Genomic DNA, 26,168 nt, shown 5'->3' with positions numbered 1-26,168 from the left:
GCGCGGCGCAGGCGGTGAAGTCCTGCGGCCCGGCCCACAATGGGAGGGGTCGAGGAGGAGAGCCGGTGAGCGGCCGTGTCGGACTGGGTGTGGGAGTACGAGGGCTATGAGCCCGGCGAGGAGCGGTTGCGGGAGTCGCTGTGCACGCTCGGCAACGGCTATGTCGGCACCCGGGGCGCGGCCTGCGAGACGGCCGCCGATGACGTCCACTACCCCGGCACCTATGTGGCGGGCTGCTACAACCGGCTGACCTCGGTGGTCGGCGGGCGCCAGGTCGAGAACGAGGACATGGTCAACCTGCCGAACTGGCTGCCGCTGCGCTACCGCGTCCGCGATCCGGACCGGCCCGCGGGCCCCGGCGGCTGGCTCACCCCCGACGGGGACGAACTCACCGGCTACCGGCAGACCCTCGACCTCCGGCACGGCACCCTCATGCGGCGGCTGCGGTTCAGCTGCGGCCACGGCCGGGTGCTCCACGTCGAGCAGCAGCGCCTCGTCCACATGGGGGACCCGCACCTGGCGGCCCTGCGCACCACCTTCCGGGCCGAGGGCTGGTCCGGCACCGTCGAGCTGGAGTCGGGGCTCGACGGTGCCGTGGCCAACACCGGCGTGGCCCGCTACGACGCGCTGGCCGGACGCCACCTCACCGACCACCGCACCGGCGCCGCTGGCCCCGACACCGTATGGCTGAGCTGCCGCACCACCAGCTCCGAGGTGCGCGTGGCACTGGCCGCGCGCACCCTGGCGGTGCGCGGCGGGACGCCCACCGGCACCGGGCAGCGGCTCACCCACAGCGCCGCGATGCGCACCCTGGCCGTGCCGCTCGCCCCGGACGCCCCCGTCACCGTCGAGAAGACCGTGGCGCTCTACACCTCCAAGGACCCCGCGATCAGCGATCCGGCCCAGGCCGCCCTCGACGGGGTGGCCCGGGCGCCGGAGTTCGGGCAGCTGCTCGCCTCCCACCACACCGCATGGGAACACCTGTGGCGCGAGGCGGCGCTGGAGGTCCCCGGCGAGGCGGGCCACATCCTGCGGCTGCACCTGTTCCACATCCTCCAGACGCTCTCGCCGCACACCGCGGAGCTGGACGTGGGCGTCCCCGCCCGGGGCCTGCACGGCGAGGCGTACCGCGGACACGTCTTCTGGGACGAGCTGTTCGTACTGCCGTATCTGAACCTCCACTTCCCCGAGGTGTCCCGGGCCCTGCTGGACTACCGCCACCGGCGGCTGCCCCAGGCGTGCCGCGCCGCCGCGGACACCGGGCGGGCCGGGGCGATGTACCCCTGGCAGAGCGGCAGCGACGGGCGCGAGGAGACCCAGACCCTGCACCTGAACCCGAGCTCGGGCCGCTGGCTGCCCGACAACTCCCGGCTGCAGCACCATGTGGGCTCGGCGGTGGCGTACAACGTGTGGCAGTACTGCCAGGCCAGCGGCGACACCGAGTTCCTGCACACCAAGGGCGCGGAGATGCTGCTGCAGATCGCCCGCTTCTGGGCGGATACGGCGGTCCTCGATCCGGAGCTCGGCCGGTACCGCATCCGCGGGGTGGTCGGGCCCGATGAGTACCACGACGGCTACCCCGGCGCCGACCGCCCCGGGATCGACGACAACGCGTACACCAACGTCACCGCCGCCTGGGTGCTCGACCGGGCCCTGGAGCTCGCCCGCACGCTGCCCGAGCCGCGCCGCCGCACGCTGTTCGAGCGGGTGGGCCTGGACCGCGCGGAGCCGGAGCGCTGGGAGGACGTCTCCCGGCGGCTGCTGGTCCCCTTCCACCAGGGCGTCATCAGCCAGTTCGACGGCTACGAGGAGCTGGCCGAGCTCGACTGGGACGGCTACCGCGCCCGCTATGGCGACATCGGCCGGATGGACCGGATCCTGGAGTCCGAAGGCGACTCCGTCAACCGCTATCAGGTCTCCAAGCAGGCGGACGCGCTGATGCTCGGCTATCTCTTCGGCCCCGCCGAGCTGTCGGGCCTCTTCCGGCGGCTCGGCTACGCCCTGGACGACGACATCTGGCGGGCCACGGTGGAGTACTACCTGTCCAGGACCAGCCACGGCTCGACCCTCAGCGAGCTGGTGCACGGCTGGGTGCTGGTGCGGGCGGGCCGGGCCGAGGCGTGGCGGCACTGCCAGGAGGCGCTGCTCGGCGATGTGGCGGACGTCCAGGGCGGCACCACCGGCGAGGGCATCCACCTCGGCGCCATGGGCGGCACCCTCGATCTGGTGCAGCGCGGACTGACCGGGCTTGAGACCCGGGAGGACGCGCTGTGGCTTGACCCGGTGCCGCTGCCCGGGCCGTCCGGTCTCTCCGAGTACCGGTTCTCGATGCGCTACCGCGGCCACTGGGGCGTCGCGCTGCGGGTGCGGGCCGGGCGGCTGTGGATCAGCGTGCCGGACTCCGAGGAGTGCCCGATCGAGCTGCGGCTCGCCGACCGTTCGCTGACCCTGGCCCCGGGCGAATCCCACTGGGTGCCGCTGCCACCGGGCTGAACCGGCGCTTGCGCGCGGCCGGTTGCCCCCTGCGTGCCGCTCGGCCGACCGCTCCGCTCAGCCGAGGCCGGGGACCACCATCGCCAGCCAGACGACCGGCGGCACCGCGACCACCATGATCCCGCCGTAGACCATCAGCTGCCGGAAGAACCGGTCCCGGTCCACATCCGGCGCGTTGGCCAGCACCAGCGCCCCGTTGGTCGAGAAGGGGCTGACGTCGACGACGGTCGCCGACACCGCGAGGGCCGCGATCATCCCCACCGCGCCGATGTCGCCCTGGGCGAGGAAGGGAACGGCGAGCGGGATCAGCGCGCCCATGATGCCGACCGAGGAGGCGAAGGCGGAGACGATCGCGCCGATGTAGCAGAGCAGCAGGGCGGCGAGCAGCGGAATCCCGATGTCGCTGACCGCCTTGCCCGCGTAGTCGATGGTGCCCATCTCGTCCAGCACCCCGACATAGGTGAGCACACCGCAGATCAGCAGCACGGTGGGCCAGGTGACCTCGTTGACCGCCTTCCTTCCGTGGTCCGGCCAGAAGACGCTCAGGGCCACGGCGAGGGTGATCGCGGTGAGTCCGGCGTCCAGGTCGAAGGCGAGCACCGCGACCACCAGCGCCACCAGCGCGGCCAGTGTGGCGATACGGGCCGGGGTGAGGCGGCCCGCCGCGTCGGCCGGTGCCTCCTCCGCCCCCTCTTCCCGCTCCTCCCCGGCGGTGGCGACGGCGGTCCTGGGGAGCTTGAGCCCGCCGCAGACGACGAAGACGATGGCGGCGATGATCAGGTTGACCACCAGGCTCGCGAGGAACAGCGTGATCTCGTTGCCGGGGAGCTTCTCCCGGTCCACGATGCCGTTGACGATCGATCCGTAGATGCTGATCGGGGAGAAGCCACCGCCCTGGGAGCCGTGCACCACCATGGCGCCCATCAGCAGCGGGCTGATCTGGTACCGCGCGGCGAAGGAGAGCGCGAGCGGGGCGACGATCGCCACCGCCGCCGGGCTCACCGCTCCGATCGCGGTCAACGCCCCGCTGATCGCGAACATCACCCACGGGATCAGCGCGACCCGCCCGCCCACCAGCCGGATCGAGGCGTGCACCAGCCAGTCCGTGGTGCCATTGGCCCGGGCGAGGGCGAACAGATACGTCACCCCAACCAGCACCACGAACAGATCGCCCGGGAACCCGGCGAAGATGTGGTCCGCGCTGAAGTCGGCGACCAGCTCGCCCACCCCGAAGGCGGCGGCGAAGGACAGCGCGCCCATGTTGATCGACCGGGTGGTGGCGATGACGAAGACCACCACCAGCACGAGTATCGAGATCAATTCGTCGGACATCGAGCGCTCCCGTCACGGGGACCCGGTCGGGGGACCGGGGACGGTCGGCCAAGTGGCCTGCTGGCTGACTCACGGTGAGGGCCGGGCGGTTGTGCCGTCAAGACATCGGTGGCAGATTGGCTCAGCCAATTGGCCAGTTATCCACAGGCCGCACAACCACCACACCGCCCATCCACCCGGTGCTACGCTGCGAATTGGGGCCATCACAAACCGCGATGGGGGGAGCCCGTATGGCCGAGGACACCGAGGACGCGCTGCGCCCGATGAACCGTCAGCGCCTGCACGAGCAGGTGCTGGAGAGGCTGCGCGCCTATGTGGCGGAGGGCGGGCTGAAGGCGGGCGACCGGCTGCCCACCGAGCGGGACCTGGCCCAGCGCCTCGGCATCAGCCGCGCCTCCGTCAAGCAGGCCATCGTCGTCCTCGAGGTGCAGGGGCTCGTCGAGGTGCGCCAGGGCGGCGGTATGTGCCTGCTGCGCGACAGCCTCGACACCGAGCCCGTCGAGCGGCTGGTGGAGCGCCGCCGCCGGCTGCCCGATGTGCTCGACGCCCGCGAGGCGCTGGAGACCAAGCTGGCCGAGCTCGCCGCCGAGCGCCGCACCGACGATGACCTCTTCGCCCTCCAGCAGGCCCTGCACTGGATGGAGGACGAGATCGAGTCCGGCCGCCATGGCGCCGAGGGCGACCGCCGCTTCCACGCCGCCGTCACCGCGGCCGCGCACAGCCCGCTGCTCGCCGAGTTCATGCGCTCGATCGCCGACCAGATCACCGAGAGCCGCGAGGAGTCGCTGCGCCAGCCCGGCCGCCCCAGGCGTTCGCTCGCCCAGCACCAGCGCATCCTGGACGCCATCGCCGAGCGCCGCCCCAGGGCCGCCGCGGCGGCCATGCGCCGCCATGTCCGCACGGTCGCCCAGGTGCGGCTGCTCAACTGGAATCCGGACGAAGCCCCTTGAGTCCGCGGCGGCACCCTGCCCGACCGTGACCGGTCTGCCCGAAACCGTGACCGGTGTGCCCGATCGTGACCGGTGTGCCCGATCGTGACCGGTCATGGCTTTGGTCTGGACTTTCCCCGGTGGCTCGCTAGGCTCTGCGCGATCGACACGTGAAAGCGCTCTCACCTGCCGAGCAGAAGGGGAACTTCCATGAGACGGAAGCCCGTTGTCCGTGCCGGACTGTCCGCACTCCTCGTCCTCGGCGCCCTCTCGGGCGCCGGCGGGGCATTCTCGACCGCATCCGCCGCATCCGGCGCCGCCCCCGCCGCATCCGCCGCCGCCCACGCGGCAACCGGCGCCGCCGCGGCGAAGCCCGCCGCCCTCGTCCGCGCGCTCGGCCGGGACCTCGGCCTGACCGCGGACCAGGCGCGGGAGCGGCTTGGCCAGGAGGCCGCCGCCATGCGGCTGGAGCCCACGGCCAAGCGCGCCGCGGGCGCCTCCTACGGCGGCTCGTGGTTCGACACGGACAGCGGGAAGCTGGTCGTCGGCGTCACCAGCGCCGAGCGGGCCGCATCGGTACGGGCCACGGGCGCCACCACCCGCATCGTCAAGCACAGCGCCGACGCGCTCGACGCGGCCAAGGCGCGCCTGGACGCGAAGGCCCGGAAGCAGGCCGCCCCGGCCGGGGTGAGCGGCTGGAGCACCGACCCCCGCACGGGCGCCGTCGTGGTCCGGGTCCGGCAGGGGAGCGAGGGTGACGCCGCCGTGCGCGCGTTCCTCCGCGAGGCGAAGCGCTCGGCCTCCGTCCCGGTCACCGTCGAGAAGGCCCCCGCCCAGGCGCCGACCACCTTCGCCGCCGGCACGGTCGGCGGCGACCCGTACTACACCGGCAACGTCCGCTGCTCCATAGGCTTCTCGGTGCAGGGCGGCTTCGTCACGGCCGGGCACTGCGGCCAGTCGGGGGGCTCGGTCAGCGGCTGGGACGGCTCGTACATCGGCAACTTCCAGGGCTCTTCCTTCCCCGGCAATGACTACGCCTACGTCAGCGTCGGCAGCGGGTGGTGGACCGTGCCGGTGGTGCTCGGCTGGGGCACCGTCCCCGACCAGCTGGTCCGCGGGTCCGCCGAGGCCCCGGTCGGCGCCTCCATCTGCCGCTCCGGCTCCACCACCCACTGGCACTGCGGCACGGTCCTGGCCAAGAACGAGACGGTGAACTACAGCCAGGGCGCCGTGTATGAGATGACCAAGACCAGTGTGTGCGCGGAGGGCGGTGACTCCGGCGGCTCGTTCATCAGCGGCGACCAGGCCCAGGGCGTGACCTCGGGCGGCTGGGGCAACTGCTCAAGCGGCGGGGAGACCTGGTACCAGCCGGTCAACGAGATCCTTTCGGTGTACGGCCTGCGGCTGCACACGGCGTGACGGCGCCGCACACCGCCTGACGCGCCGCACACCCCCTGAGGCGATACGGCGACAAGGCGACGGGGCGGGCCGATCAGCCCGCCCCGTCGTGTCGCTCCGGCGGCTACCCCGGGCGGTGCGCGGACAGCCGGTGCGGGTCGTAGCCGGGGATGGTGCCATCGGCCTTGGCGACCAGGAACAGCCCGGCCATGCCCATGTCGGAGTGGCTTTGGACGTGACAGTGGTACATCCAGGCGCCCGCGCCCACGTTCTCCCCGGCGATCACCTGGAAGCCGAAGGAGTCGGCGGGCCCGGTGATCTTGTTGTCGATGACCCGGCTCATATCGTCCGGGCCCTGCAGCAGCCCGGTGCGGTTGTCCGCCCAGCGGTGCCCGTGCATATGGAAGGTGTGGTAGTACTCGCCGTGGGTGATCATGATGATCTCGACGCGGTCGCCCACGGTGGCACGGAACTCGGGGGCGTCATGCCCCGACTTGTTGTTGATCGTCATGTCGTTGAAGACGATCGTGAACTGCTTGTCCGGCAGGATGTCGCCCGCCCGCCGCACCACCACCGGCCCGTACAGCCCCTTCTGCAGGCCGCCGGTGCCGTGCGGGGTGCCCACCGCGTGGTCGTGGTAGTGCCAGTAGCCCGCGCTGCCCGGGCGCCAGGTGCCGTCGGCGCGCTTGCCCGGGGCGTGGGTGCGCCAGGTGTAGGTGCGGGTGCCGCCCGGCTCCACCGCGCTGCGGTTGAGCTGGGTGCCGTCGCTGGCGACGTCGTAGTCCAGGCCGTGCACATGGAGGCTGGCCGTGACGTCCATGGTGTTCTCGAACTCGATGTGGAGGGTGTCGCCCTCGGTCAGCTCGATCAGCGGACCGGGGATGCTCGCCTTGCCCTTCTCGAGCCCGTACCCCATCGATCCGTCCGGCAGCTTCTCCGCGTAGAGCTTGAGATGGCGGACCGTGCCGCCCGCGGCCGCCGTCTTGACCCCGCCGGACGGGGCCTTCGGCGCCTTCGCGGTGGCGGGCGAGGTGAGGGCCAGCGGTCCTACGGCCGCGACGGCCGCGCCGCCGGTGAAGAGCCGTCTGCTGAGACCGCGTCTGGAGGTGAAGCCGGGTGCGTCGCTCATCGTTCTCCCAAATCGCTGTGGATCCCCTGCCGTTGACGATGCGCAGATGCCCCGGGGTGCTTTCACGGTAGCCGGGGGACGCCCGTTCATCCACACTCAGGACAAAGTTCGTTGAGTTGCGGTCATAGCTATTGGCGACTTGCGAAAAGCCGTCTAGCTTCCTTCAGCGGTGATTCCGGTAGTGAGAGGGATGGGTGAGCAATGCGGGACATTCCGTATCAAATGCCCTCAAAGAGGCGAGGGTTGGCAGTCGGTCGGCTGCGAAGGAGACGCGCGGGGGTGGCGGCACTGCTCTTCGGCGCCCTCACCGCGACCCTGCTGGGCGGGACCCCCGCCAGCGCCCGGCCCGAGGATCGTGCGCCACTCACGCTGCCGTCGCCGCCCGGCGGTGACAACGTCCGGGTCCTGGTGTTCCACGGCTCGGCCGGGGACGAGCCCGCCACGGTGAACGCGGGCATCGAGGCCATCGAGCGGATCGGCAACCAGGGCCCCGCGGCGACCCGGTTCACCGTCGACGCCACCGCCGACGCCTCGGTGTTCACCAAGCCCAAGCTCGGCAAGTACAACGCCGTGGTCTTCCTGACCGGCTCCGGCGATGTGCTCGACCCCGAGCAGGAAGCGGGGCTCGAGTCGTACATGGAGGCGGGCGGCGGCTTCCTCGGCATCCATGACGCGGCCCGCAACGAGCCGTACTCCGACTGGTTCGGCGGGCTGATCGGCGCCCGCCCGGCCGCCACCAGCCCGGCCACCGCACAGCGGGCCGTGGTGGAGGTCGGCGACCGCGTCCACCCGGCCACCAAGGAGCTGCCGCTGGAGTGGAAGCGCACGGACACCTGGCCCAACTGGAAGGACAACCCCTCCGGCACGGTGCACACCGTGGCCCGGGTCCGCGAGTCCAGCTACCAGCCGGGCGAGGGCGCCAACGGCTGGGACCACCCCATCTCCTGGTGCCGTGACTACGACGGCGGCCGCTCCTTCTACACCGGCATGGGCGGTACGGTGTCCACCTTCCAGGAGACCGACTTCCGCGCCCATCTGCGCGGTGCGCTGCTGTGGACCACCCGGCTCTCCCGCGCCGACTGCAAGGCCACCATCGACGCGAACTACAAGGCCGAGCGCGTCACCAAGCCCAATCAGCCGGGCCAGTCCGACCAGATCGGCGAGCCGCACGGCCTCGTCGTCGCCAAGGACGGCCGGGTGCTCTACATCGGCCGCGGCGGCGGTGACAACAGCGCGCCCGTGGTCACCGACTGGAACGACCCGGACGTCGGCAAGGGCCAGGGCCAGATCCACGTCTACGACCCGGCCACCGGCAAGGTGACGCTCGCGGGCGCCCTGACCGTCTTCGGCAACAAGGGCGGCGGGGATGAGCTGATCAAGGTCGAGGAGGGGCTGCTCGGCATCGAGCTCGACCCGGACTTCCTCACCAACGGCTGGGTGTATCTGCACTACACCCCGCACTCCCGGATCAACCGGGACACCCAGATGGCCGAGCGCCGGATCTCCCGGTTCACCCTGGACCTGAAGACCAACAAGCTGGACCTGGGCTCGGAGAAGGTCCTGCTCTCCTGGCCGGTCCAGATCCACAGCTGCTGCCACGCGGGCGGCGGGATGTCCTGGGACTCCAAGGGCAACCTCTACATCGCCACCGGGGACAACAACTCCTCCCAGTTCAGCGACGGTTACTCCGGCAACAACCCGGAGCCGAACTACAAGGGCGTCTCCTTCTCCGACGCCCGCCGCACCGCGGGCAACACCCACAACCTCAACGGCAAGATCCTTCGGATCCACCCCGAGGACGACGGCACCTACACCCTCCCCGAGGGCAATCTCTTCACCGGGAAGGAGCCCGACGAGGGCGGGGCTAAGACCCGTGGCGAGATCTATGTGATGGGGGTGCGCAACCCGGCACGGATCTTCGTGGACCAGAAGACGGACATCCTCTACGCGGGCTGGGTCGGCCCGGACGCGGGCGAGCCCAGCACCACCTGGGGCCCGGCCAAGTACGACACCTTCGCCGCCATCACCAAGGCGGGCAACCACGGCTGGCCGTTCTGCATGGGCAACAAGCAGCCCTACAGGGACCGCAATCTGCCCGACCCCAGCAAGCCGCTGGGCTGGTACGACTGCGACCACCCCAAGAACGAGTCGCCCAACAACGACGGTCTGGTGAACCTGCCGCCCATCACCGGGAACACCATCTGGTACTCGCCCCAGGGCGGCGCCCCCGACTACCCGCGGGACGCGAACGGCATCCCCAGCTACAAGACGTCGGAGGCGAAGTACCTGCTGCCGTGGCTCAAGGGCGGCGGCCAGGCCACCATGAACGGCCCGGTCTACGGGTACGACGCCACCAGTGACTCCGCCACCAAATGGCCGCAGTACTGGGACGGCAAGTGGTTCGTCGGCGACTTCTACGACGCCGACCAGCCGCGCCACGCGGTGGTGACCGACCCCAAGACCGTCGGCAAGGGCGGGCTGCCGGTGCACGCCGAATCCCTCAAGAAGATCATCCCGGTGGGCGAGAACGGCATCCGCAACCTCATGGACTGGAAGTTCGCCCCGGACGGCTCGCTCTACGTCCTCGACTACGGGCGCGGCTTCTTCACCTCCGACTCCAAGTCGGCGCTGTGGCACATCACCTACAACGGCGGCGAGCCCACTCCGCTCGCCAAGGACCTGGCCAGGAAGGCGGAGTGACCGTGAAACGAAGGCGCCCCAAACCCATCAGACCCTGGCTGCCGCTGCTCACCGCGCTGCTCATGGTCCTCGGGCTGACCTCGGCGACGGCGACGGCGGCCTACGGGCAGGACGACACCCGGCAGGCCGCCCAGCAGACCCTCACCTGGACCGCGGGTGACGACATCACCAAGTACGCCTCGGCGCCCACCACCGCGGTCGCCGGGAAGACCACCATCGTCTTCGAGAACAGCACGGCCACCGGCAACACCATGGGGATGCCGCACACCCTGACCTTCGATGTCTCCGACCCCGAGTACAACAACGACGTCCCGCTGAACATCCTCGCCAACCCCTCGGACGACAGCGGTGGCAAGCACACTGCCGAAGTCACCCTCAGCCCCGGCCGCTACCGCTACCACTGCACCATCCCCGGCCACACCCAGATGCAGGGCATCCTGGTGGTCACCGACGGCGGCGGGGGCGAGGACACCACCGCACCCGAGGCCTCGGCGAAGGTCGAGGGTGAGAAGGACGCGGACGGTGCGTACATCGGCATGGCCACCGTCTCGGTGTCCGCCACCGACGAGGGCTCCGGTGTGGACCGGATCGAGTTCGCCGAGGGCGACGGGGAGTTCCAGCCCTACACCGCCCCGGTGATGGTCCACCAGGTCGGCCAGCACACCATCCGCTACCGGGCGGTGGACAAGGCGGGGAACGTGTCGGAGGTGAAGTCGGTGGACTTCACCGTGGTGGCCCCGCCGACGGACGACACCACCCCGCCGGAGACCTCCGCCACCGTCTCCGGTGAGAAGGACCCGTCCGGTGCGTACATCGGCATGGCCACCGTGACCGTCACCGCCTCCGACACCGGCTCCGGGGTCAACCGGATCGACTACGCCCTGGGCGACGGGGAGTTCCAGCCCTACACCGCTCCGGTGATGGTCCATGACGCGGGCGCGCACACGGTGCGCTTCCGGGCGGTGGACAAGGCGGGGAACGTGTCGGAGGTGAAGTCGGTGGACTTCACCGTGGTGGTTCCGCCGGCCGAGGACACCATGCCCCCGGTGACCTCCGCGCAGGTCGACGGGGTGAAGAACTCCGACGGCGCCTATGTGGGCAGCGCCAAGGTCACCCTCACCGCCGCGGACGACGACTCCGGGGTGGAGAAGGTCGAGTACGCCCTGGACGGCGGCCCGTACCTCGCCTACGCCAGCCCCGTGGTGGTGGACCGGGTGGGCCGTCACACCGTGGCGTACCGCGCCACCGACAAGGCGGGCAACACCTCCGAGGCGCGGACGCTGGCCCTCACCGTGGCCGAGGGCGGCGGGGTACCCGCACCCGCGTGTCCGGAGTGGGACGAGCGCCTTACGGTGATCGTCGGCACGGTGGACACCGGCGTCCCCAACCGCATCACCCGCAGCCGCTGCACCATCAATGAGCTGATCGAGGACGAGAAGGACTGGTCCTCCCACGCCCTGTTCCTCAAGCACGTCACCTCCGTCACCGACCAGCTGCTCACCGACGGCGTGATCGACCAGCGCGAGTACCGTGCGATCAACAAGGCGGCCAAGCAGTCCGGGATCGGCAAGCCCGGTCAGGACGAGGGCTACCGGCCGCTGTTCGACGGCACCAAGAAGTCCTTCGAGAAGTGGCAGCACGTGGGCGGCGGGGCCTTCGGTCTCAATGACGACGGCAGCATGACCAGCGACACCTCGGTCGAGGGCATGGGCATGCTGTGGTTCCCGCAGCGGACGTACGACGACTTCTCGCTGAAGCTCCAGTTCCGCGATGACGCACCCGGGACGGGCAATGCCAACGGCGGTGTCTTCGTGCGGTTCCCGTACGTCCATGACCACCCCGAGGAGTCCCGCCCGGAGTGGGTCGCCATCAAGTACGGGCACGAGGTGCAGATCCTCGACCGTCCGGACGGCGATATGTACAAGACCGGCTCGATCTACGGATTCGACCGGGTCGGGCTGGCCGGGGCGGGGGTCACCCCCAAGGGCAGCTGGAACGACTATGAGATCCGGGTGGTCGGTCAGCACTTCTCGATCTACCGCAACGGTGTGCTGCTCAATGAGTTCGACAACACCGGCGGCCAGGAGTTCACCCCGCCGCGCTCGGACGACCCCGGCACGGACGGCCGTCGGTACTCCTCCGGGTACATCGGCCTCCAGGTGCACAGCACCGACGATGTGATCTCGTACCGCGACATCCGCGTCAAGGAGCTGTAGGAACCGCCCCGTACGGCACGAGGAACGGCGCGAGGGCGAGTGGCCGCCGGAGCACCCCAGTCCCCGGCGGCCACCGGCCATGGATCACGGACCCTGACGTTACCTTAGGTAATACCCATCGGTAACCCCGAGGGGGCCTCAGGACGCCAAGGTGCCCAGAATCCCCTGCCCGTACTTCACCAGCTTGTTCTCGCCGACCCCGCTCACCGTGCCGAGCTCCTCGAGCGTGGCCGGGGAGCGGGTCGCGATCTCGCGCAGAGTGGCGTCGTGGAAGACCACATACGCGGGGACGCCCTGCTCCTTCGCGGTCGCCGCACGCCAGGCGCGCAGCCGCTCGAAGACCGGCACGGCCTCCTCCGGCAGGTCCACCGGGGCCTTCTTGGCCTTCCCCGAGCCCCCCGTCTTCCCCTTCGCGGTGCGCGACTCCTTCTCCGGCTCGCGCCGCAGCCTGACCTCCCGCTGCCTGCCCAGCACCTCCGCGCTCGCATCGGTGAGCACCAGCGTGCCGTAGTCCCCCTCGACCCCGAGCAGCCCCTGGGCCAGCAACTGCCGCACCACACCGCGCCATTCGGCCTCGCGCAGCTCAGACCCGATGCCGAAGACCGACAGCGCGTCATGGTCGAACTGGATGACCTTGGCCGTCTTCTTGCCGAGCAGGATGTCGATGATCTGCCCGGCGCCGAACTTCTGGTTGCGCTCCCGCTTGAGCCGCACCACCGTGGACAGCAGCTTCTGCGCGGGGATGGTGCCGTCCCAGGACTCCGGGGGAGTGAGGCAGGTGTCGCAGTTGCCACAGGGGGTGGACCGCTGGCCGAAGTACGCCAGCAGGCCCACCCGGCGGCACTCCACCGTCTCGCACAGCGCCAGCATCGCGTCGAGATGGGAGCCGAGGCGGCGCCGATGGGTGTCGTCGCCCTCGGAGGTGTCGATCATCTTCCGCTGCTGGACCACGTCCTGCAGCCCGTACGCAAGCCATGCGGTGGAGGGCAGCCCGTCACGCCCGGCCCGGCCCGTCTCCTGGTAGTAGCCCTCCACCGACTTGGGCAGGTCCAGATGGGCCACGAACCGCACATCGGGCTTGTCGATCCCCATGCCGAACGCGATCGTGGCCACCACGACCAGACCGTCCTCGCGCAGAAAGCGCGCCTGGTGCTCGGCGCGGGTCCGCGCGTCCAGCCCCGCGTGGTACGGGACCGCGTCGATGCCCTGGGCGACCAGGAACTCGGCCGTCTTCTCCACCGAGGAGCGGGACAGGCAGTAGACGATCCCCGCCTCACCCGGGTGCTCGGTGCGCAACAGCTCCAGCAGCTGCTTCTTCGGCTCGTTCTTGGGGGCGATCCGGTACTGGATGTTCGGGCGGTCGAAGCTGGCCACGAAGTGCAGCGCGTCCTGGAGCTTCAGCCGGGAGGCGATCTCGGCATGGGTGGCCTCGGTGGCGGTCGCGGTCAGCGCGATCCGGGGCACGGTGGGCCAGCGCTCGTGCAGCTCGGACAGGGCCAGGTAGTCGGGCCGGAAGTCATGCCCCCACTGCGCCACACAGTGCGCCTCGTCGATGGCGAACAGCGAGACCGTGCCCCGGTCAAGCAGCCGCAGCGTGGACTCGACCCGCAGCCGCTCCGGGGCGAGATAGAGCAGGTCCAGCTCGCCCGCGAGGAATTCGGCCTCGACCAACCGCCGCTCGTCCAGGTCCTGGGTGGAGTTGAGGAACCCGGCCCGCACCCCGAGGTTCCGCAACGCGTCGACCTGGTCCTGCATCAGCGCGATCAGGGGGGAGACGACGACACCGACGCCCTTCCGCACCAGCGCCGGGATCTGGTAGCACAGCGACTTGCCACCGCCGGTCGGCATCAGGACGAGCGCGTCACCACCGGCCACCACATGGTCGATGATCTCCTGCTGCCCTCCCCGGAACGAGTCGTAGCCGAAGACGCGGTGCAGAACGGCGAGCGCCTCGCTCGTCTCGGGGCTGGGTGCGTCGCTCATATCGGGGCCTGGTGCGTCGCTCGTCTCGGGGCCGGTGTCGGGGAGAGCCATCCGGCGATTCTAGGGGGCCGGGTGGTATCCGCGCCGACCACCTGTGGACAACCGGCCGGATGCGGCAAGGTGTGTGGGCACAGTGGTCGTTGAGACGGCGACATGCCATGCTCATGCCCACTTGCTCCGTCCATCCTTCCCCCACGAGGAGGCCGATCGTGAGATCCAGCAAGTTCGTCCGTGCCTTACCCGCCGCGGTGACGGCGGTGCTCGCCCTCACGGCCGGACAGGCCGTGGCCGCCCCCGCCCCCGCGGCCGTCCCGGCGGAGCACACCGCCGCCGCGCGGACGGTGACGTACGACGCCAGCGGGGCCGCCGAGTTCAAGGACGCGGTGGCCAAGGGCGCGGCGATCTGGAACGAGAGCGTGGTCAACGTCCAGCTGAAGCCGGCCGCGTCCGGGCAGCAGGCCAACGTCCGCATCATCGCGGACGACGGCTGGCCCCGCACCCTCTCGACGGGTCTGGGCAGCGGCACGATCTACTTCGGCCGCGAGGCCGTCGACGAGGGCTACAACACGGTGCGGATCTCCTCGCACGAGCTCGGCCACATCCTCGGTCTGCCGGACATGAAGCCGGGGCCGTGCTCGAGCCTGATGTCCGGCTCCACCGCCGGGGTCTCCTGCACCAACCCCTACCCGAACGCCGACGAGAAGGCCGAGGTCGAGGACAGCTTCGGCCTCGTGGGCGCGGGCGCGACGGCCGCCGCGGGGCCGCTGATGTACCGGGACTGATCCGGTCGGGCCCGGTACGCAGGGACTGACCCGGGCGGGCCGGGAGCCATGCTCCCGGCCCCCCGCTCCGGCACCGGGGCGGTGTGCCGTCAGACGGTGATCACCTCGGTGTCGGGCAGCGCCCGGAACGGGCCGAGCTGGTCATCCGTGGCGCCGCTGTCGGTGACCAGCGTCCATGGCCGGTCCAGCGGGGCCCAGGCGGTGAACGGGGACTGGCCCAGCTTGCTGCTGTCGGCGAGGACGTACACCTCCGTGCCGCGGTCGGCCATCATCTCCTTGAGCGAGGTCTGCTGGAGGCTCGCCTCGCAGATCCCCAGCCGCGCGTCCAGCCCGTCAGCCCCGAGGAAGACCTTGTCCGCGGTCAGCCGGGACAGGGTCAGCTCGGCGAGCGGCCCGACCAAGCCCTGGCTGACCTGGCGCAGGGTCCCGCCGAGGGTGATCAGCTCGACGCCGTCCGCCTCGGCCAGCTCGCGCAGCGCGGTGAGCCCGCAGGTGATGACGGTCAGATCGGTACGGCTGCGCAGATGGTGGGCGAGCCGTCCGGCGGTGGTGCCCGCGTCGAGGATGACGGTGTCGCCCGGTCCGATCCGCGCGGCCGCCCAGCGTCCTATGCGGTCCTTCTCCGCGACCGCGAGCCCGCTGCGCTGCCCCAGGGTGGGCTCGGCGGTGTGACCGGCGCTCATCGCGCCGCCGTAGGTGCGGGCGATGGTGCCCTGTTCGGTGAGGAGCGCGAGGTCCCGGCGGATGGTGGAGGGCGTGACCTCCAGCGAGCGGGCCAGCTCCTCCACGACGACCGTGCCATCGGTCTGGATCATCCGGGCGATCAGTTCCCGGCGGTCCCCGGCGCGCAGTCGTCTGCGCTTCTCCGCCCCGGCCTCCTGACGCATCGCGACCCCCCATCCTTCCGTAACTCTGCGCGACTTCGCGCAGCCCTGAGCAACCCTATCAGTCTGCGTATTTCGAGCGGGTTTGGCGCGAATGCCGGGGAGGGTTTTGCGTGTTACGCGCAATCGCCCGGGTGTGTCGCTCATTACGCGCACTGCCGGGGAGCGGCCGCAGCAGGCGAGGGATCAGCTCTCCACCCGCAGCGGCGGGTCCGTCAGGCCCCGGGCCCTCGGCAGCAGCACCGTCCGCAGGGCGACCGAAGGGGACATCAGCCGGGACGGTCCCGCCGCCAGATACGTGACATCGCGGAACGCCGCGCCGACCACCGGGTCGACCGCCGCCCGGTCCGCCAGCCGTCCGAAGTACCAGCTCCGCAGCCGCTCGGCGGCCCCCGGCGGCGTGGTGTCCGGGTCCGTGGCGTACGGGCGGTCCGCGCCCACGGCGGTCAGCCAGGCGGTGTCGCTCGCCCGGGCCACGGCGCGCTGCGCGGTGGCCGCGAAACCGGGCCGTAAGCCCCCCTCGGCCAGGCAGCGGCGCAGGGCCAGTCCGCCGAGGGCGGCCACCGCCATGCCCTGACCGTAGATCGGGTTGAAGGTGCAGGCGGCGTCCGAGACCGCGAGGAACCCCTCGGGCACCCCACCCGGGGCGTCGTAGTGGCGGCGGCGGTTGGCGGTGTCGCGGAAGCCGTACGGCGGGGACACCGGCTCACAGGTCAGCAGATGCTCGTACAGCGCCGGCTCGCCCAGGGACTTGACGAACCCGGGCACCTCCGCGCCCTCGGTCGGCGGATGGTGACCGCGCGCCCCGGACAGCGTCAGCAGCCAGTGGCCGCCCTCGACCGGGGACCACGCCGCACCGCGCGGACAGTCCGGGCGCGGCTGGATGACCATCACCATGTCCATCGGCTCGGCGGGCCGGAACTCTTGCGTGCAGTAGCCGATCCCGGCGTCGACGACCTCCTCGCGCGGCACCGGAGCGCCCAGCTCCGCCAGCCACTTGGGGGCGCGCGAGCCGCGCCCCGAGGCGTCCACGACCAGATCGGCGGGCAACTCCCGCTCGGTGCGCCCGGCGTCCCGCGCGCGCACCCGTACGCCGGTGACCCGGTCCGCGCCGCCGAGCAGCCCCACGGCCTCGGTGCCCTGGACCACCTCCACCCGGGTCCCCGACCCCTCGGCCTCGGCGAGCACCCGCGCCCGTACGGTGGCGTCGAACAGCGCCCGGGTGCAGCTGGTGGTGGCGTGTCTGCCCTCGTGGAAGCGGCGCTGCCAGCCGTTGCCGCCCTTGGTGATCACGTCGCGCGGCGCCTCCAGACGGTGTGCGCCCGCCGCCTCCAACTCGCCGTTCAGCCCCGGGAACAGCGTCTCCAGGGCGCGCCGCCCGCCGCTGAGGAACACATGCAGATGGCGGCCCTGGGGCACGCCCTTGCGGAAGGCGGGCCGGTCCGGGTAGCGGTCGCGCTCCACCAGGGTGACCGTGTCGACGTGGCCGAGGAGCGCTCCCGCCGCCAGCGTGCCCGCGAGACCCCCTCCCACCACCACCGCGTCGCCCTTGCCCATATGCCCGCCCCTCCCGCCGACCGTGATCGATAACGGCCCAAGCCTGGTGCCCCGGGCTTGGGCCGTCAACCACACACGGTTACGGGACGACCACGATCTTCCGGCCCACTCCCGCCTTGAACTGGTCGAGCGCCGCGGGGTACTCCTCCAGCGGCAACCGGTGGCTGATGAAGATCTTCGGGTCCAGCACCCCGCTCGCGAACAGCCCGGCGGCACGCTCATAGCTGTGCAGCACGGCCATCGAGCCGGTGATGGTGATCTCCTGGTTGTAGATCTTGTACGGCTCGATGGTGGCCCGCGTCGCGTAGTCGGAGACACCGAACTGCAGGAACGTTCCGGCTTTGGCCACCCGGCCCAGGCCGTCCTGAATGGCGGCCTGGTTGCCGGTGGCGTCGATCACCACGTCCCAGCCCCGCGGCTGGTCCAGTTCGTCCGCCGAGGCGGCGGACCGGGTGCAGCCGAGGGTGGTGGCGGTGGACAGCCGCTCGGAGTTGACGTCGAGCATGTCCACGCTGGTGGCGCCGGTCCGCTTGGCCAGCTCCAGCATCATCAGCCCCATGGTGCCTGAGCCGTAGATGAGCACCTCGGCGCCCAGGTTGCCGTTGAGCACGTCATAGCCACGCACCGCGCAGGACAGCGGCTCGATCAGGGCCGCGTCCGCCACCTCCACCTGTTCCGGCAGCTTGACGCAGTTGGCCACCGGGGCCACCGCGAACTCGGCGGCCCCGCCGGGGACGCTGACCCCGATCGCGTTCCAGTTGTCACAGAGATTGCCCCGGCCGATCCGGCAGTAGCGGCACTCATGGCAGTGCAGGGAGGGGTCCACGGCGACCCGGTCGCCCACCGCCACCTCGGTGACACCGCTGCCGACGCCCACGACCTCACCGGCGAACTCATGCCCGGGGACGATCGGCAGCGTGGGCGCGAACTCCCCCTGCAGGATGTGCAGATCGGTGCCGCACAGCCCGCAGGCCGCCACATCCACCACGACCTCACGGGGGCCCGGGGTGGGGTCCGCGACGGTGGCGACGGTGACCTTCCCCGGGGCTTCGATGACTGCGGCCCTCATTTGACTGCTCCTAGCGAAAGGCCCTGGACCAGCTTGTCCTGGGCGGCGAAACCGGCGGCGAGCACCGGCAGGGAAATGACGATCGACGCGGCGCACACCTTGGCCAGGAACAGCCCCTGGCTGGTGACGAAGGTCGTCAGGAACGCCGGGGCGGTCTGGGCGACCACACCGGTGAGCACTTGGGCGAAGAGCATCTCGTTCCAGCTGAAGATGAAGCAGATCAGCGAGGTGGCGGCGATGCCAGGACCTGCGATCGGGGCCACCACCCGCCACAGGATGGTGGGCAGCCGCGCCCCGTCCATCTGGGCGGCCTCGATGATCGACACCGGGACGTCGGCGAGGAAGGACTGCATCATCCACACCGCGATCGGCAGGTTCATCGAGGTGTAGAGGATGACCAGCAGCCAGACGTTGTCCAGGAAGTTGATGTCCTTGGCGAACAGGAACACCGGCAACAGCCCGGCCACCACCGGCAGCATCTTCGTGGACAGGAAGAAGAACATCACATCGGTCCACTTGCGCACCCGCCGGATCGACAGCGCGTACGCCGCCGGAAGGGCCAGCAGCAGGACGAAGCCGGTGGAGAAGAGCGATGTGCCCACCGAGTTCAGCAGCGGGGGCCAGGGGCTCGCCCCGCCGCCCGAGCCGAAGAACTCCTTGTACCCGTCGAGGGTCAGCGAAGCGGTCAGCGACGGCGGGTTGGTGGCGGCGTCGGCCTCGGAGTGGAACGAGGTCAGCAGCATCCACAGCACCGGCAGTACGAACACGATGCCGACGAACCAGGCCAGCAGGCCGAGCGCCGCACCGCGCCGCTTGGCCCGGCGGGCGGACTCCGGGACACCGGTGATGGCGACCGGTGTGCTCACGGCGGTCATGCGTGGGACACCTCCTCACGGAAGAGGGACGACACCACGCGCAGCGCGAAGGTGGCGATGACGATCGTGCCGATCACCACGACGACCCCAGCGGCCGATGCCAGCCCGTACTCGTGGGCGTTGTAGAAGGTTTCGTAGATGGTGTACGGCAGGTTGGCGGTGTCCAGACCACCGCGGGTCATGGTGAACACGGCGTCGAAGTTCTGCACGATGTAGATGGACCCCAGCAGGGTGCCGAGCTCCAGATAGCGGCGCAGATGCGGAAGTGTCAGAAAGCGGAAGATCTGCCAGTTGCCCGCCCCGTCCAGCCGGGCCGCCTCGATCATGTCCAGCGGGCGGCTCTGCAGCCCGGCCAGCAGGATGAGCATCATGAACGGCGTCCACTGCCAGATCAGCGACGCCTCCACCGCGATCAGCGGGGTATCGGTGAGCCATTCCGGCTGGGGCCCGCCCAGCCAGTTGAGCACGCCGTTGAACAGGCCGTACTCGGGGTTGTAGAGCGCGTGCTTCCACAGCAGCGCCGAGGCCACCGGCACCAGCAGGAAGGGTGCGATGAGCATGGTGCGCACCAGCCCCCGGCCGCGGAACTTGCGGTCGAGCAGCAGCGCGAGCAGCAGCCCAAGCACCACGCTGACGATCACCACGGAGGCGGTCAGCAGCACGGTGGTGACGATGGACTCGCGCAGCGACTCATCGCTGAGCACCGTCTTGTAGTTGTCAAGACCCGCGAACGCACGGCGGTCGGGCCGGAACGAGTTCCAGTCGAAGAGCGAGATCACCAGCGTGGCCACGAACGGAAGCTGGGTGACCACGATCAGGAAGATCAGCGCGGGCAGCAGCGGTGCCCGGGTGGCCCATTCACGGGCCCGGTTACGGGTTGCCCTGGGGCGCCCCGGGGAGGCGGGGGCCGCGGTCGGTGGCCGCTGGCCGCTCACGGGTACTGCCGTCGTCGGATTACTCATCGGTACTCCTCGCCGACCTTCTCGGCCAGCTTCTGCGAATTCTTCAATGCCGCCTCGACGGACTGCTTTCCGGCGATCGCGGCGCTGATCTCCTGGGCGACCTTGGTGCCGAGATCGGCGAATTCGGGGATGTCGACGAACTGGATGCCGATGGTCGGCCGCGGCTGCACTCCCGGATCACGCGGCTTGGCGCTGAGGATCGCCTTGCGGGTCTCCTCGGAGAAGCTGCCCGCGGTCTTGCGGTACTCCGGAGTGCTGTAGGTGGACGACCGCTTTCCCGCGGGCACATTGGCCCAGCCGAAGGTCTTGCCGACCAGCGCCTCGTACTTCTTGCTGGACGCCCAGGAGATGAACTTCCACGCGTTGTCGGGGTGGCGCGACGCCTTCTGGACGCCCCACGCCCAGGTGTAGAGCCAGCCCGAGCTCTTGGTCTTCTCCACCGGCGCCTGGACATATCCGATCTTGCCCTTGACCGGGGACTTGCTCGCCTCCAGCGACCCTGCGGCCGAGGTGGCGTCGTACCACATGGCGCTCTTGCCCTGGGTGAGGTTGTTCAGGCACTCGGCGAAGCCCGACTGGGCCGCACCGGCCTCACCGTGCTTGCGCACCAGGTCGACATAGAACTTGGTCGCCTTGGTGAATTCGGGAGAGTCCAGCCGCGCCTTCCAGTCCTTGGTGAACCAGGTGCCGCCGAAGGTGTTGACCACCGTGGTCAGCGGGGCCATCAGCTCGCCCCAGCCGGGCAGCCCGCGCAGGCAGATGCCGTTCATCCCCTTGCGGGCGCCGTCCGCCTTGGCCGCGATGTCCGCGACCTGCCGCCAAGTGGGCCGCTCCGGCATCTTCAGGTGCTTCTCGGCGAGGACGTCCTTGCGGTACATCAGGAATGACGACTCACCGTAGAAGGGCTCGGCGTAGAGCTTGCCGTCCTCGGCGGTCAGCGACTGCCGCATCGAGGGGAGGACGTCCTTCTGGTCGAATGCCTTGTCCTTGGCGGCGTAGCCGTCGAGCGGCATCAGCCAGCCGTTCTTCGCATAGAACGGCACCTCGAAGTTGCTGATGGTGGCCACGTCGTACTGGCGCGCCTGATTGGCGAAGTCCTGGCTGATCTTGTCGCGGACCTCGTTCTCGGGCATCATCGTGAATTTGACCGTGATGCCCGTTTCCTTGGTGAAGTATTTCTTGGTGAGCTTCTGCAGATCCACCATCTGCGGGTTGTTCACCATCAGGACATTGATGGTCTTGTCACCTGAGCTGCCGCCCCCCATACCGGCGCAACCGGTCAGAAGCGCGCCCGCGGTCAGGGCCACCACCGGTATCCGGGCAGCACGAAGAGTCAGGACTGGCATAACGGGTCCAATCGGAGGGACGTGGGAAAGGAAAAACAGCGGGGGAAGGCCCTCAGACCCTGACGATCTGAGGGCCCAGCAGCGAATAGCGGTGTGCCTCGGTCAGCGGCAGGCCGGTGTCGGTCACGATCGTTTCGAAGTCCGAGACATCTGCGAACCGGCAGAAGCTGACGGCTCCGAACTTGGTGTGCACCCCGGAGAAGATCTTCCGCCGGGACACCCGCACCACCTGCGCCTTGACCTCGCTGACCGCCGGATCCGGAGTGGTCAGGCCGTACTGGCGGGAGATGCCGTTGGCGCCGATGAACGCCAGGTCGATGACGAAGCCCGAGAGCATGTGCGTCGCCCAGTGATCGACGGTGGCCATCGTGCCCCCGCGCACCCGGCCGCCGAGGAGCAGCACGGTGGTGTTGTCACGGGTGGCGAGGCCGGTGGCGGTCGTGAGGGACGCGGTGATCACGGTGAGCGGCCGGTCCCTGGGCAGGGCCTCCGCGATCAGCTGCGGGGTGAATCCCTCGTCGACGAAGACCGTCTCGGCATCGCCCAGCAGATCGGCGGCCGCGGCCGCGATCCGCGACTTCTCCGGTACGTGCATGGTGGTGCGGAAGGCGAGGGTGGTCTCGAAACCGGCGCTCTCCACGGGGTAGGCGCCGCCATGGGTGCGCCGCACCAGTCCATGCTCTTCCAGGACCCGCAGATCGCGGCGCACCGTCTCCTTGGACACCCCGAGGTCGGCGGCGAGCTTGCCGACGTCGACGACGCCGGCATGGCGAGCCGTGTCGAGGATCTCCCGACGGCGTTCCTCCGCGTCCACGCCGCACCTCCTGCCTAGGTCTTTCGGCTTGCGTGGCAGTTTTACAAGCGTGCAACAAGGGAAGCCAGCCTTGGCACCACAGAGATCGTGACCGTATGCGCCCGTTTCACAACCGTTATAAGAGCAGGTCGGCGTGGATGGGGCAACGGACGGTGAGGAACCCGGATGCCTGGTTCTCCACCCGGCGGGCCCGTTTCGCGCCCGTTTGCCGAAAGGGGGCGTGAACGGAGCCCGTCCGGGCGGGTTCAGATACTGGGGAATGCCCGAACGGACATGTGTTATAGGCGGGTCAGCGCCCCGGAGTTGTCGAGAATCCGGCCCGCGACCTTGACCGAGTCCACCAGTGGGTGGAGCGCCAGGGCCCGTAGGGCCGCACCGCGGGCGATGCCCGAATCGCTGCCCGCTTCGGTCGTGGCCGCCTCGATGGCCGAGCGCTCCACCGCCTTGAGCGACAGCATCAGGCCGAGCTGATCGGGCGCCACCGCGCCGGTCGCCAGCGGCCGCGCGCCGCCCGCGTCCACCAGGCAGCCCACCTCCACCACGGCGTCCTCGTCGAGGCCGGGGACGGCCGTCCGGTTGCGCACATTGAGGATCAGCGTGGCGCGCTCATCGCGGGCGATCGCCCGCATGATGGCCAGCGCGATCCGGTCGTAGCCCCCGCCGTCCAGATCGCAGGAGTCGCGCTCCCAGCCGCCGGTGGCCTCGCGGCTCTCCGCCATGTACGTGGCCTCGCGCTCCAGCCGGGTGCGCTCCCACTCCCTGAGTGCCCCGGGCGCGCCGGAGCCCGCCGTCTCGTAGAACCGGGCCTGCTGGGCGCGGAGGAATTCGCCACGGGTGGCCGGGGCCTGCCGGATCGAGGCCACCGCCTCCCGGTTGAAGTAGTAGTAGTGCAGATACTCGTTCGGCAGCGCGCCGAGCGCCCGCAGCCACTCGGCGCCGAAGAGCTTGCCCTCCTCGAACGACTCCAGGGCGCCGGTGTCGCCGAGCAGTTCCGGCAGCCGGTCCCGGCCGTCCACCACCACCCGGCGCAGCCAGCCCAGGTGGTTCAGGCCCACATAGTCATACGTGGCCCGGTCAGGATCGGCGCCGACCGCCCGCGCGGCACGGCGGCACAGGCCGACCGGGGAGTCGCAGATCCCGATCACCCGGTCGCCGAGCACCCGCTGCATCGCCTCGGTGACCATGCCCGCCGGGTTGGTGAAGTTGATGACCCAGGCGTCCGGGGCCACGGCGGCGATCCGCTCGGCGATCCGCAGCGCCACCGGCAGGGTGCGCAGCCCGTAGAGCACCCCGCCCGCGCCGACGGTCTCCTGCCCCAGCACCCCCTCGCCGAGCGGGATCCGCTCATCGCTCGCTCGGCCCTCGAGACCGCCGACGCGGATGGCCGAGAAGACGAAGTCGGCGCCGCGCAGCGCCTGTTCGAGATCGGTGGTGGTCCGGACCACGGGGGCGGCCGGGCGGTCCGCCGCCTGCTCGGCCAGGACCGCGCGGATCGCGTCCAGCCGGCGCTGGTCGGTGTCGTACAGCACCAGTTCGGTGCAGCGCCCCGCCGCGTCCCCGGTGTCATCGAGCAGCGCTCGGTACACCAGGGGCATACGGAACCCTCCGCCGCCCAGCACGGTCAGCCTCATACGGTCACTACCTCCACATCGCCCTCGCGGAACACGGCGAGCGTCGCCGGGTCGGACGTCTTGTTGGTGATCAGGGTGTCGATGCCGTCCGGTCCACAGATCCGGGCGAGGCCGGTGTCCCCGGGGAACTTGCCCGCGGTGACCAGCAGCACCACCTCCCGGGCCGCGCCGAGCATGGCCCGTTTGACCGGCACCTCCACATGGGTGCTGTCCAGCACGCTGCCGTCCGGGAGCACGCCGCTCGCGCCGAGGAAGAGCCGGCCGACCCGCAGCTGGCGGATATTGGACTCGGTGAGGAAGCCGACCACGGAGCGGTAGTTGGCGCGCACCTGCCCGCCCAGCAGGATCAGGGTCACCTGCGGGTCGTCGCGCAGCTCGTCATAGACCGCGAGATTGCTGGTCACCACGGTGACCGGACGGCCGCGCAGCAGCTTGGCCAGCTGGAGGGTGGTGGTGCCGATGTCCAGCAGCAGTACGTCGCCGTCCGCCACCAGCTCAGCGGCGGCCCGGGCCACGGCCTCCTTGTCGGCCAGGTCGTCGACCGCCACCTCGCTGAACGGGCGCTCCTCGTCCTGCGGGGGCGCCGCCACCGCGCCGCCGTAGACCCGGGTGAGCCGCCCCGCCCGGCCCAGCTCGGTGATGTCCCGCCGGGCCGTGGCCTCGCTGACCCCGAGACGCGTGGCGATCGCGCCGATGGGCAGCACACCCTCCTCGCCGAGGATGCTCAGCAGCTTCTCGTGGCGGCTCTCTCGCAGCATGGTGGCAACGTACTCCACGTGAGCGAGTGTGCGCGACCCTGATCGACCTCTTGCATTCATCCCGGGTGAGGTGCAAGGTGTCGCTCACGCCCCATCGGCGTGAACAAGTCCCGCCGTACGAGGAAAGGCACGTCGGTGAGCACCACGGCCGGAACCCCCGATCCGATCGACCCCGTCGACCCGATCCACCCGCTCGACCCGCTCGCGGCGCTGCGCGCCGCCACGGACCCCGAGCACGACGTCTACCTCACCGGCACCGTGTTCCTGGACATCATCTTCACCGGGCTCGACCACGCCCCCATTCGCGGCACCGAGTCCTGGGCACGCGGCATGGGATCGAGCCCGGGCGGCATCGCCAACATGGCCACCGCGCTGGCCCGGCTGGGCCTGCACACCACGCTCGCCGCCGCCTTCGGCACCGATGTCTACGGCGACTACTGCTGGGAGAGCCTGGCCCTCGGCGAGGGCGTGGACCTCGCCCCCTCCCGGCGCGTCCCCGGCTGGCACTCCCCGGTCACCGTCTCCATGGCGTACGAGGGCGAACGCACCATGGTCACCCATGAGCACCCGGCCCCGCCGCCCGCCGTCCGGGGCGCGCCGCCGCGCTCCCGCGCCTGTGTGACCGCCTTCGAACCCGGCCGCCAGGAGGACTGGGTGCGCCGGGCGCACGCCCAGGGCAGCAAGGTCTTCGCCGATGTGGGCTGGGACGAGACCGGCCGCTGGGACCCCGCGGCGCTCCCCGATCTGCCCTACGCCCACGCCTTCCTGCCCAACGCCGCCGAGGCCCAGCGCTACACCCGCACCGACAGCCCCGAGCGGGCCGTGCGCGCCCTCGCGGACCTGGTGCCGATCGCCGTGGTCACCCGGGGCGCCGAGGGCGCGGTGGCCATCGACTCGCTCACCGGGGAGCGCGCCGAGGTGCCCGGGCTGCCCGTGGACGCGCTGGACCCGACCGGGGCGGGCGATGTCTTCGTGGCCGGATTCATGACCGGCACCCTCGCGGGCTGGCCGCTCGTCGACCGGCTCGCCTTCGCCAACCTCACCGCCGCCCTCTCCGTCCAGCACTTCGGCGGCTCCCTGGCCGCACCCGGCTGGCCGGAGGTGGCCGCCTGGTGGAACCGTGCGCGCCAGGCGGCCGACGGCGGAGCGGACGCGGCCGGACTCGCCCGCCGCTACGCCTTCCTGGGCGATCTGATCCCGGACCGGGTGCGCGGCCTCCCACGGCTGCGGGCCCTGCCCACCATCGGTTTCCGGGTGCATGACGACGCCCGGCGGTCCTGACGGTCCTGATCACCGCATCGAGGAGAACC

The 26,168-nt window shown here is 70.6% G+C and carries 19 protein-coding genes; 7 read left to right on the top strand and 12 right to left on the bottom strand.

The window, feature by feature from the left end; genetic code table 11:
• The first annotated feature begins 75 nt into the window (after window positions 1–75).
• The gene (locus tag VT50_RS12200) at window positions 76–2,493 is read left to right on the top strand and encodes a glycoside hydrolase family 65 protein (RefSeq protein WP_046085882.1); all 2,418 of its coding nucleotides are present in this window, start codon (window positions 76–78) and stop codon (window positions 2,491–2,493) included.
• Window positions 2,494–2,550: 57 nt separating this feature from the next.
• Here VT50_RS12200 and VT50_RS12195 read toward each other — a convergent pair whose 3' ends face one another.
• Window positions 2,551–3,825 (bottom strand): SLC13 family permease, encoded by a 1,275-nt coding sequence (locus tag VT50_RS12195; protein WP_046085883.1) that lies wholly within the window; start codon window positions 3,823–3,825, stop codon window positions 2,551–2,553.
• Between the two features lie 230 nt (window positions 3,826–4,055).
• On the opposite strand from VT50_RS12195, the gene VT50_RS12190 reads away from it, so the two are divergent.
• Both VT50_RS12190 and VT50_RS12185 read left to right on the top strand, forming a co-directional pair.
• The gene (locus tag VT50_RS12190) at window positions 4,056–4,775 is read left to right on the top strand and encodes a FadR/GntR family transcriptional regulator (protein ID WP_046085884.1); all 720 of its coding nucleotides are present in this window, start codon (window positions 4,056–4,058) and stop codon (window positions 4,773–4,775) included.
• Between the two features lie 189 nt (window positions 4,776–4,964).
• Window positions 4,965–6,173 carry a S1 family peptidase gene (locus VT50_RS12185; protein WP_046085885.1) on the top strand — a complete coding sequence of 403 codons (1,209 nt, stop codon included), beginning with the start codon at window positions 4,965–4,967 and terminating at the stop codon, window positions 6,171–6,173.
• A gap of 103 nt (window positions 6,174–6,276) precedes the next feature.
• Here the strand turns inward: VT50_RS12185 and VT50_RS12180 are convergent, their stop codons facing one another.
• The gene (locus VT50_RS12180) at window positions 6,277–7,281 is read right to left on the bottom strand and encodes a multicopper oxidase domain-containing protein (protein ID WP_046085886.1); all 1,005 of its coding nucleotides are present in this window, start codon (window positions 7,279–7,281) and stop codon (window positions 6,277–6,279) included.
• Between the two features lie 222 nt (window positions 7,282–7,503).
• Here VT50_RS12180 and VT50_RS12175 point away from each other — a divergent pair, with 222 nt between their 5' ends.
• Entirely contained in the window at window positions 7,504–9,981 is a 2,478-nt protein-coding gene (locus VT50_RS12175; RefSeq protein WP_240529139.1) for a ThuA domain-containing protein, read from the top strand.
• A gap of 62 nt (window positions 9,982–10,043) precedes the next feature.
• Entirely contained in the window at window positions 10,044–12,197 is a 2,154-nt protein-coding gene (locus tag VT50_RS12170; protein ID WP_240529143.1) for an OmpL47-type beta-barrel domain-containing protein, read from the top strand.
• A 138-nt stretch (window positions 12,198–12,335) separates the two neighbouring features.
• Here VT50_RS12170 and recQ read toward each other — a convergent pair whose 3' ends face one another.
• Complete coding sequence (recQ, locus tag VT50_RS12165; RefSeq protein ID WP_046085888.1) at window positions 12,336–14,180, bottom strand: DNA helicase RecQ; 1,845 nt, start codon at window positions 14,178–14,180, stop codon at window positions 12,336–12,338.
• Between the two features lie 209 nt (window positions 14,181–14,389).
• Here recQ and VT50_RS12160 point away from each other — a divergent pair, with 209 nt between their 5' ends.
• Entirely contained in the window at window positions 14,390–14,962 is a 573-nt protein-coding gene (locus VT50_RS12160; protein ID WP_046085889.1) for a snapalysin family zinc-dependent metalloprotease, read from the top strand.
• Between the two features lie 89 nt (window positions 14,963–15,051).
• Here the strand turns inward: VT50_RS12160 and VT50_RS12155 are convergent, their stop codons facing one another.
• The 9 genes from VT50_RS12155 to VT50_RS12115 all read right to left on the bottom strand — a co-directional run bounded on the left by VT50_RS12155 (window position 15,052) and on the right by VT50_RS12115 (window position 24,858).
• Complete coding sequence (locus VT50_RS12155; protein ID WP_046085890.1) at window positions 15,052–15,849, bottom strand: DeoR/GlpR family DNA-binding transcription regulator; 798 nt, start codon at window positions 15,847–15,849, stop codon at window positions 15,052–15,054.
• A gap of 183 nt (window positions 15,850–16,032) precedes the next feature.
• A complete protein-coding gene (locus VT50_RS12150; protein ID WP_046085891.1) occupies window positions 16,033–17,403 on the bottom strand; it encodes an NAD(P)/FAD-dependent oxidoreductase in 1,371 nt (456 codons plus the stop codon).
• Between the two features lie 79 nt (window positions 17,404–17,482).
• Complete coding sequence (locus tag VT50_RS12145) at window positions 17,483–18,472, bottom strand: zinc-dependent alcohol dehydrogenase family protein (protein WP_046085892.1); 990 nt, start codon at window positions 18,470–18,472, stop codon at window positions 17,483–17,485.
• A complete protein-coding gene (locus tag VT50_RS12140; RefSeq protein ID WP_046085893.1) occupies window positions 18,469–19,347 on the bottom strand; it encodes a carbohydrate ABC transporter permease in 879 nt (292 codons plus the stop codon). The genes VT50_RS12145 and VT50_RS12140 overlap by 4 nt, the downstream gene beginning before the upstream one ends.
• Window positions 19,344–20,309 carry a carbohydrate ABC transporter permease gene (locus VT50_RS12135; RefSeq protein ID WP_046085894.1) on the bottom strand — a complete coding sequence of 322 codons (966 nt, stop codon included), beginning with the start codon at window positions 20,307–20,309 and terminating at the stop codon, window positions 19,344–19,346. Before VT50_RS12135 ends, VT50_RS12140 begins: the two co-directional genes overlap by 4 nt.
• Window positions 20,306–21,655 (bottom strand): ABC transporter substrate-binding protein, encoded by a 1,350-nt coding sequence (locus VT50_RS12130; RefSeq protein WP_046085895.1) that lies wholly within the window; start codon window positions 21,653–21,655, stop codon window positions 20,306–20,308. Before VT50_RS12130 ends, VT50_RS12135 begins: the two co-directional genes overlap by 4 nt.
• 52 nt (window positions 21,656–21,707) lie before the next feature.
• Window positions 21,708–22,469 carry a DeoR/GlpR family DNA-binding transcription regulator gene (locus tag VT50_RS12125; RefSeq protein ID WP_046085896.1) on the bottom strand — a complete coding sequence of 254 codons (762 nt, stop codon included), beginning with the start codon at window positions 22,467–22,469 and terminating at the stop codon, window positions 21,708–21,710.
• 278 nt (window positions 22,470–22,747) lie between these two features.
• Complete coding sequence (locus tag VT50_RS12120; RefSeq protein ID WP_046085897.1) at window positions 22,748–24,100, bottom strand: 6-phospho-beta-glucosidase; 1,353 nt, start codon at window positions 24,098–24,100, stop codon at window positions 22,748–22,750.
• Complete coding sequence (locus tag VT50_RS12115; RefSeq protein ID WP_046085898.1) at window positions 24,097–24,858, bottom strand: DeoR/GlpR family DNA-binding transcription regulator; 762 nt, start codon at window positions 24,856–24,858, stop codon at window positions 24,097–24,099. The genes VT50_RS12120 and VT50_RS12115 overlap by 4 nt, the downstream gene beginning before the upstream one ends.
• A gap of 135 nt (window positions 24,859–24,993) precedes the next feature.
• Between VT50_RS12115 and VT50_RS12110 the strand changes: the two genes are divergently transcribed.
• Entirely contained in the window at window positions 24,994–26,139 is a 1,146-nt protein-coding gene (locus VT50_RS12110) for a carbohydrate kinase family protein (RefSeq protein ID WP_206269397.1), read from the top strand.
• Window positions 26,140–26,168: the final 29 nt, after the last annotated feature.

Source organism: Streptomyces antioxidans (assembly GCF_000968685.2).
Classification (GTDB): domain Bacteria; phylum Actinomycetota; class Actinomycetes; order Streptomycetales; family Streptomycetaceae; genus Streptomyces; species Streptomyces antioxidans.
Note: the sequence above shows the minus strand (reverse complement) of the source record. Positions and strands in the feature narration are given on the sequence as shown.

Bases quoted from the DNA above. Each gene is read 5' to 3' on its own strand.
- VT50_RS12195 (WP_046085883.1), bottom strand. From the start codon at position 3,825: ATGTCCGACGAATTGATCTCGATACTCGTGCTGGTGGTGGTCTTCGTC.
- VT50_RS12190 (WP_046085884.1), top strand. From the start codon at position 4,056: ATGGCCGAGGACACCGAGGACGCGCTGCGCCCGATGAACCGTCAGCGC.
- VT50_RS12185 (WP_046085885.1), top strand. From the start codon at position 4,965: ATGAGACGGAAGCCCGTTGTCCGTGCCGGACTGTCCGCACTCCTCGTC.
- VT50_RS12180 (WP_046085886.1), bottom strand. From the start codon at position 7,281: ATGAGCGACGCACCCGGCTTCACCTCCAGACGCGGTCTCAGCAGACGG.
- VT50_RS12175 (WP_240529139.1), top strand. From the start codon at position 7,504: ATGCCCTCAAAGAGGCGAGGGTTGGCAGTCGGTCGGCTGCGAAGGAGA.
- VT50_RS12170 (WP_240529143.1), top strand. From the start codon at position 10,044: ATGGTCCTCGGGCTGACCTCGGCGACGGCGACGGCGGCCTACGGGCAG.
- recQ (WP_046085888.1), bottom strand. From the start codon at position 14,180: ATGAGCGACGCACCCAGCCCCGAGACGAGCGAGGCGCTCGCCGTTCTG.
- VT50_RS12155 (WP_046085890.1), bottom strand. From the start codon at position 15,849: ATGCGTCAGGAGGCCGGGGCGGAGAAGCGCAGACGACTGCGCGCCGGG.
- VT50_RS12150 (WP_046085891.1), bottom strand. From the start codon at position 17,403: ATGGGCAAGGGCGACGCGGTGGTGGTGGGAGGGGGTCTCGCGGGCACG.
- VT50_RS12145 (WP_046085892.1), bottom strand. From the start codon at position 18,472: ATGAGGGCCGCAGTCATCGAAGCCCCGGGGAAGGTCACCGTCGCCACC.
- VT50_RS12140 (WP_046085893.1), bottom strand. From the start codon at position 19,347: ATGACCGCCGTGAGCACACCGGTCGCCATCACCGGTGTCCCGGAGTCC.
- VT50_RS12135 (WP_046085894.1), bottom strand. From the start codon at position 20,309: ATGAGTAATCCGACGACGGCAGTACCCGTGAGCGGCCAGCGGCCACCG.
- VT50_RS12130 (WP_046085895.1), bottom strand. From the start codon at position 21,655: ATGCCAGTCCTGACTCTTCGTGCTGCCCGGATACCGGTGGTGGCCCTG.
- VT50_RS12120 (WP_046085897.1), bottom strand. From the start codon at position 24,100: ATGAGGCTGACCGTGCTGGGCGGCGGAGGGTTCCGTATGCCCCTGGTG.
- VT50_RS12115 (WP_046085898.1), bottom strand. From the start codon at position 24,858: ATGCTGCGAGAGAGCCGCCACGAGAAGCTGCTGAGCATCCTCGGCGAG.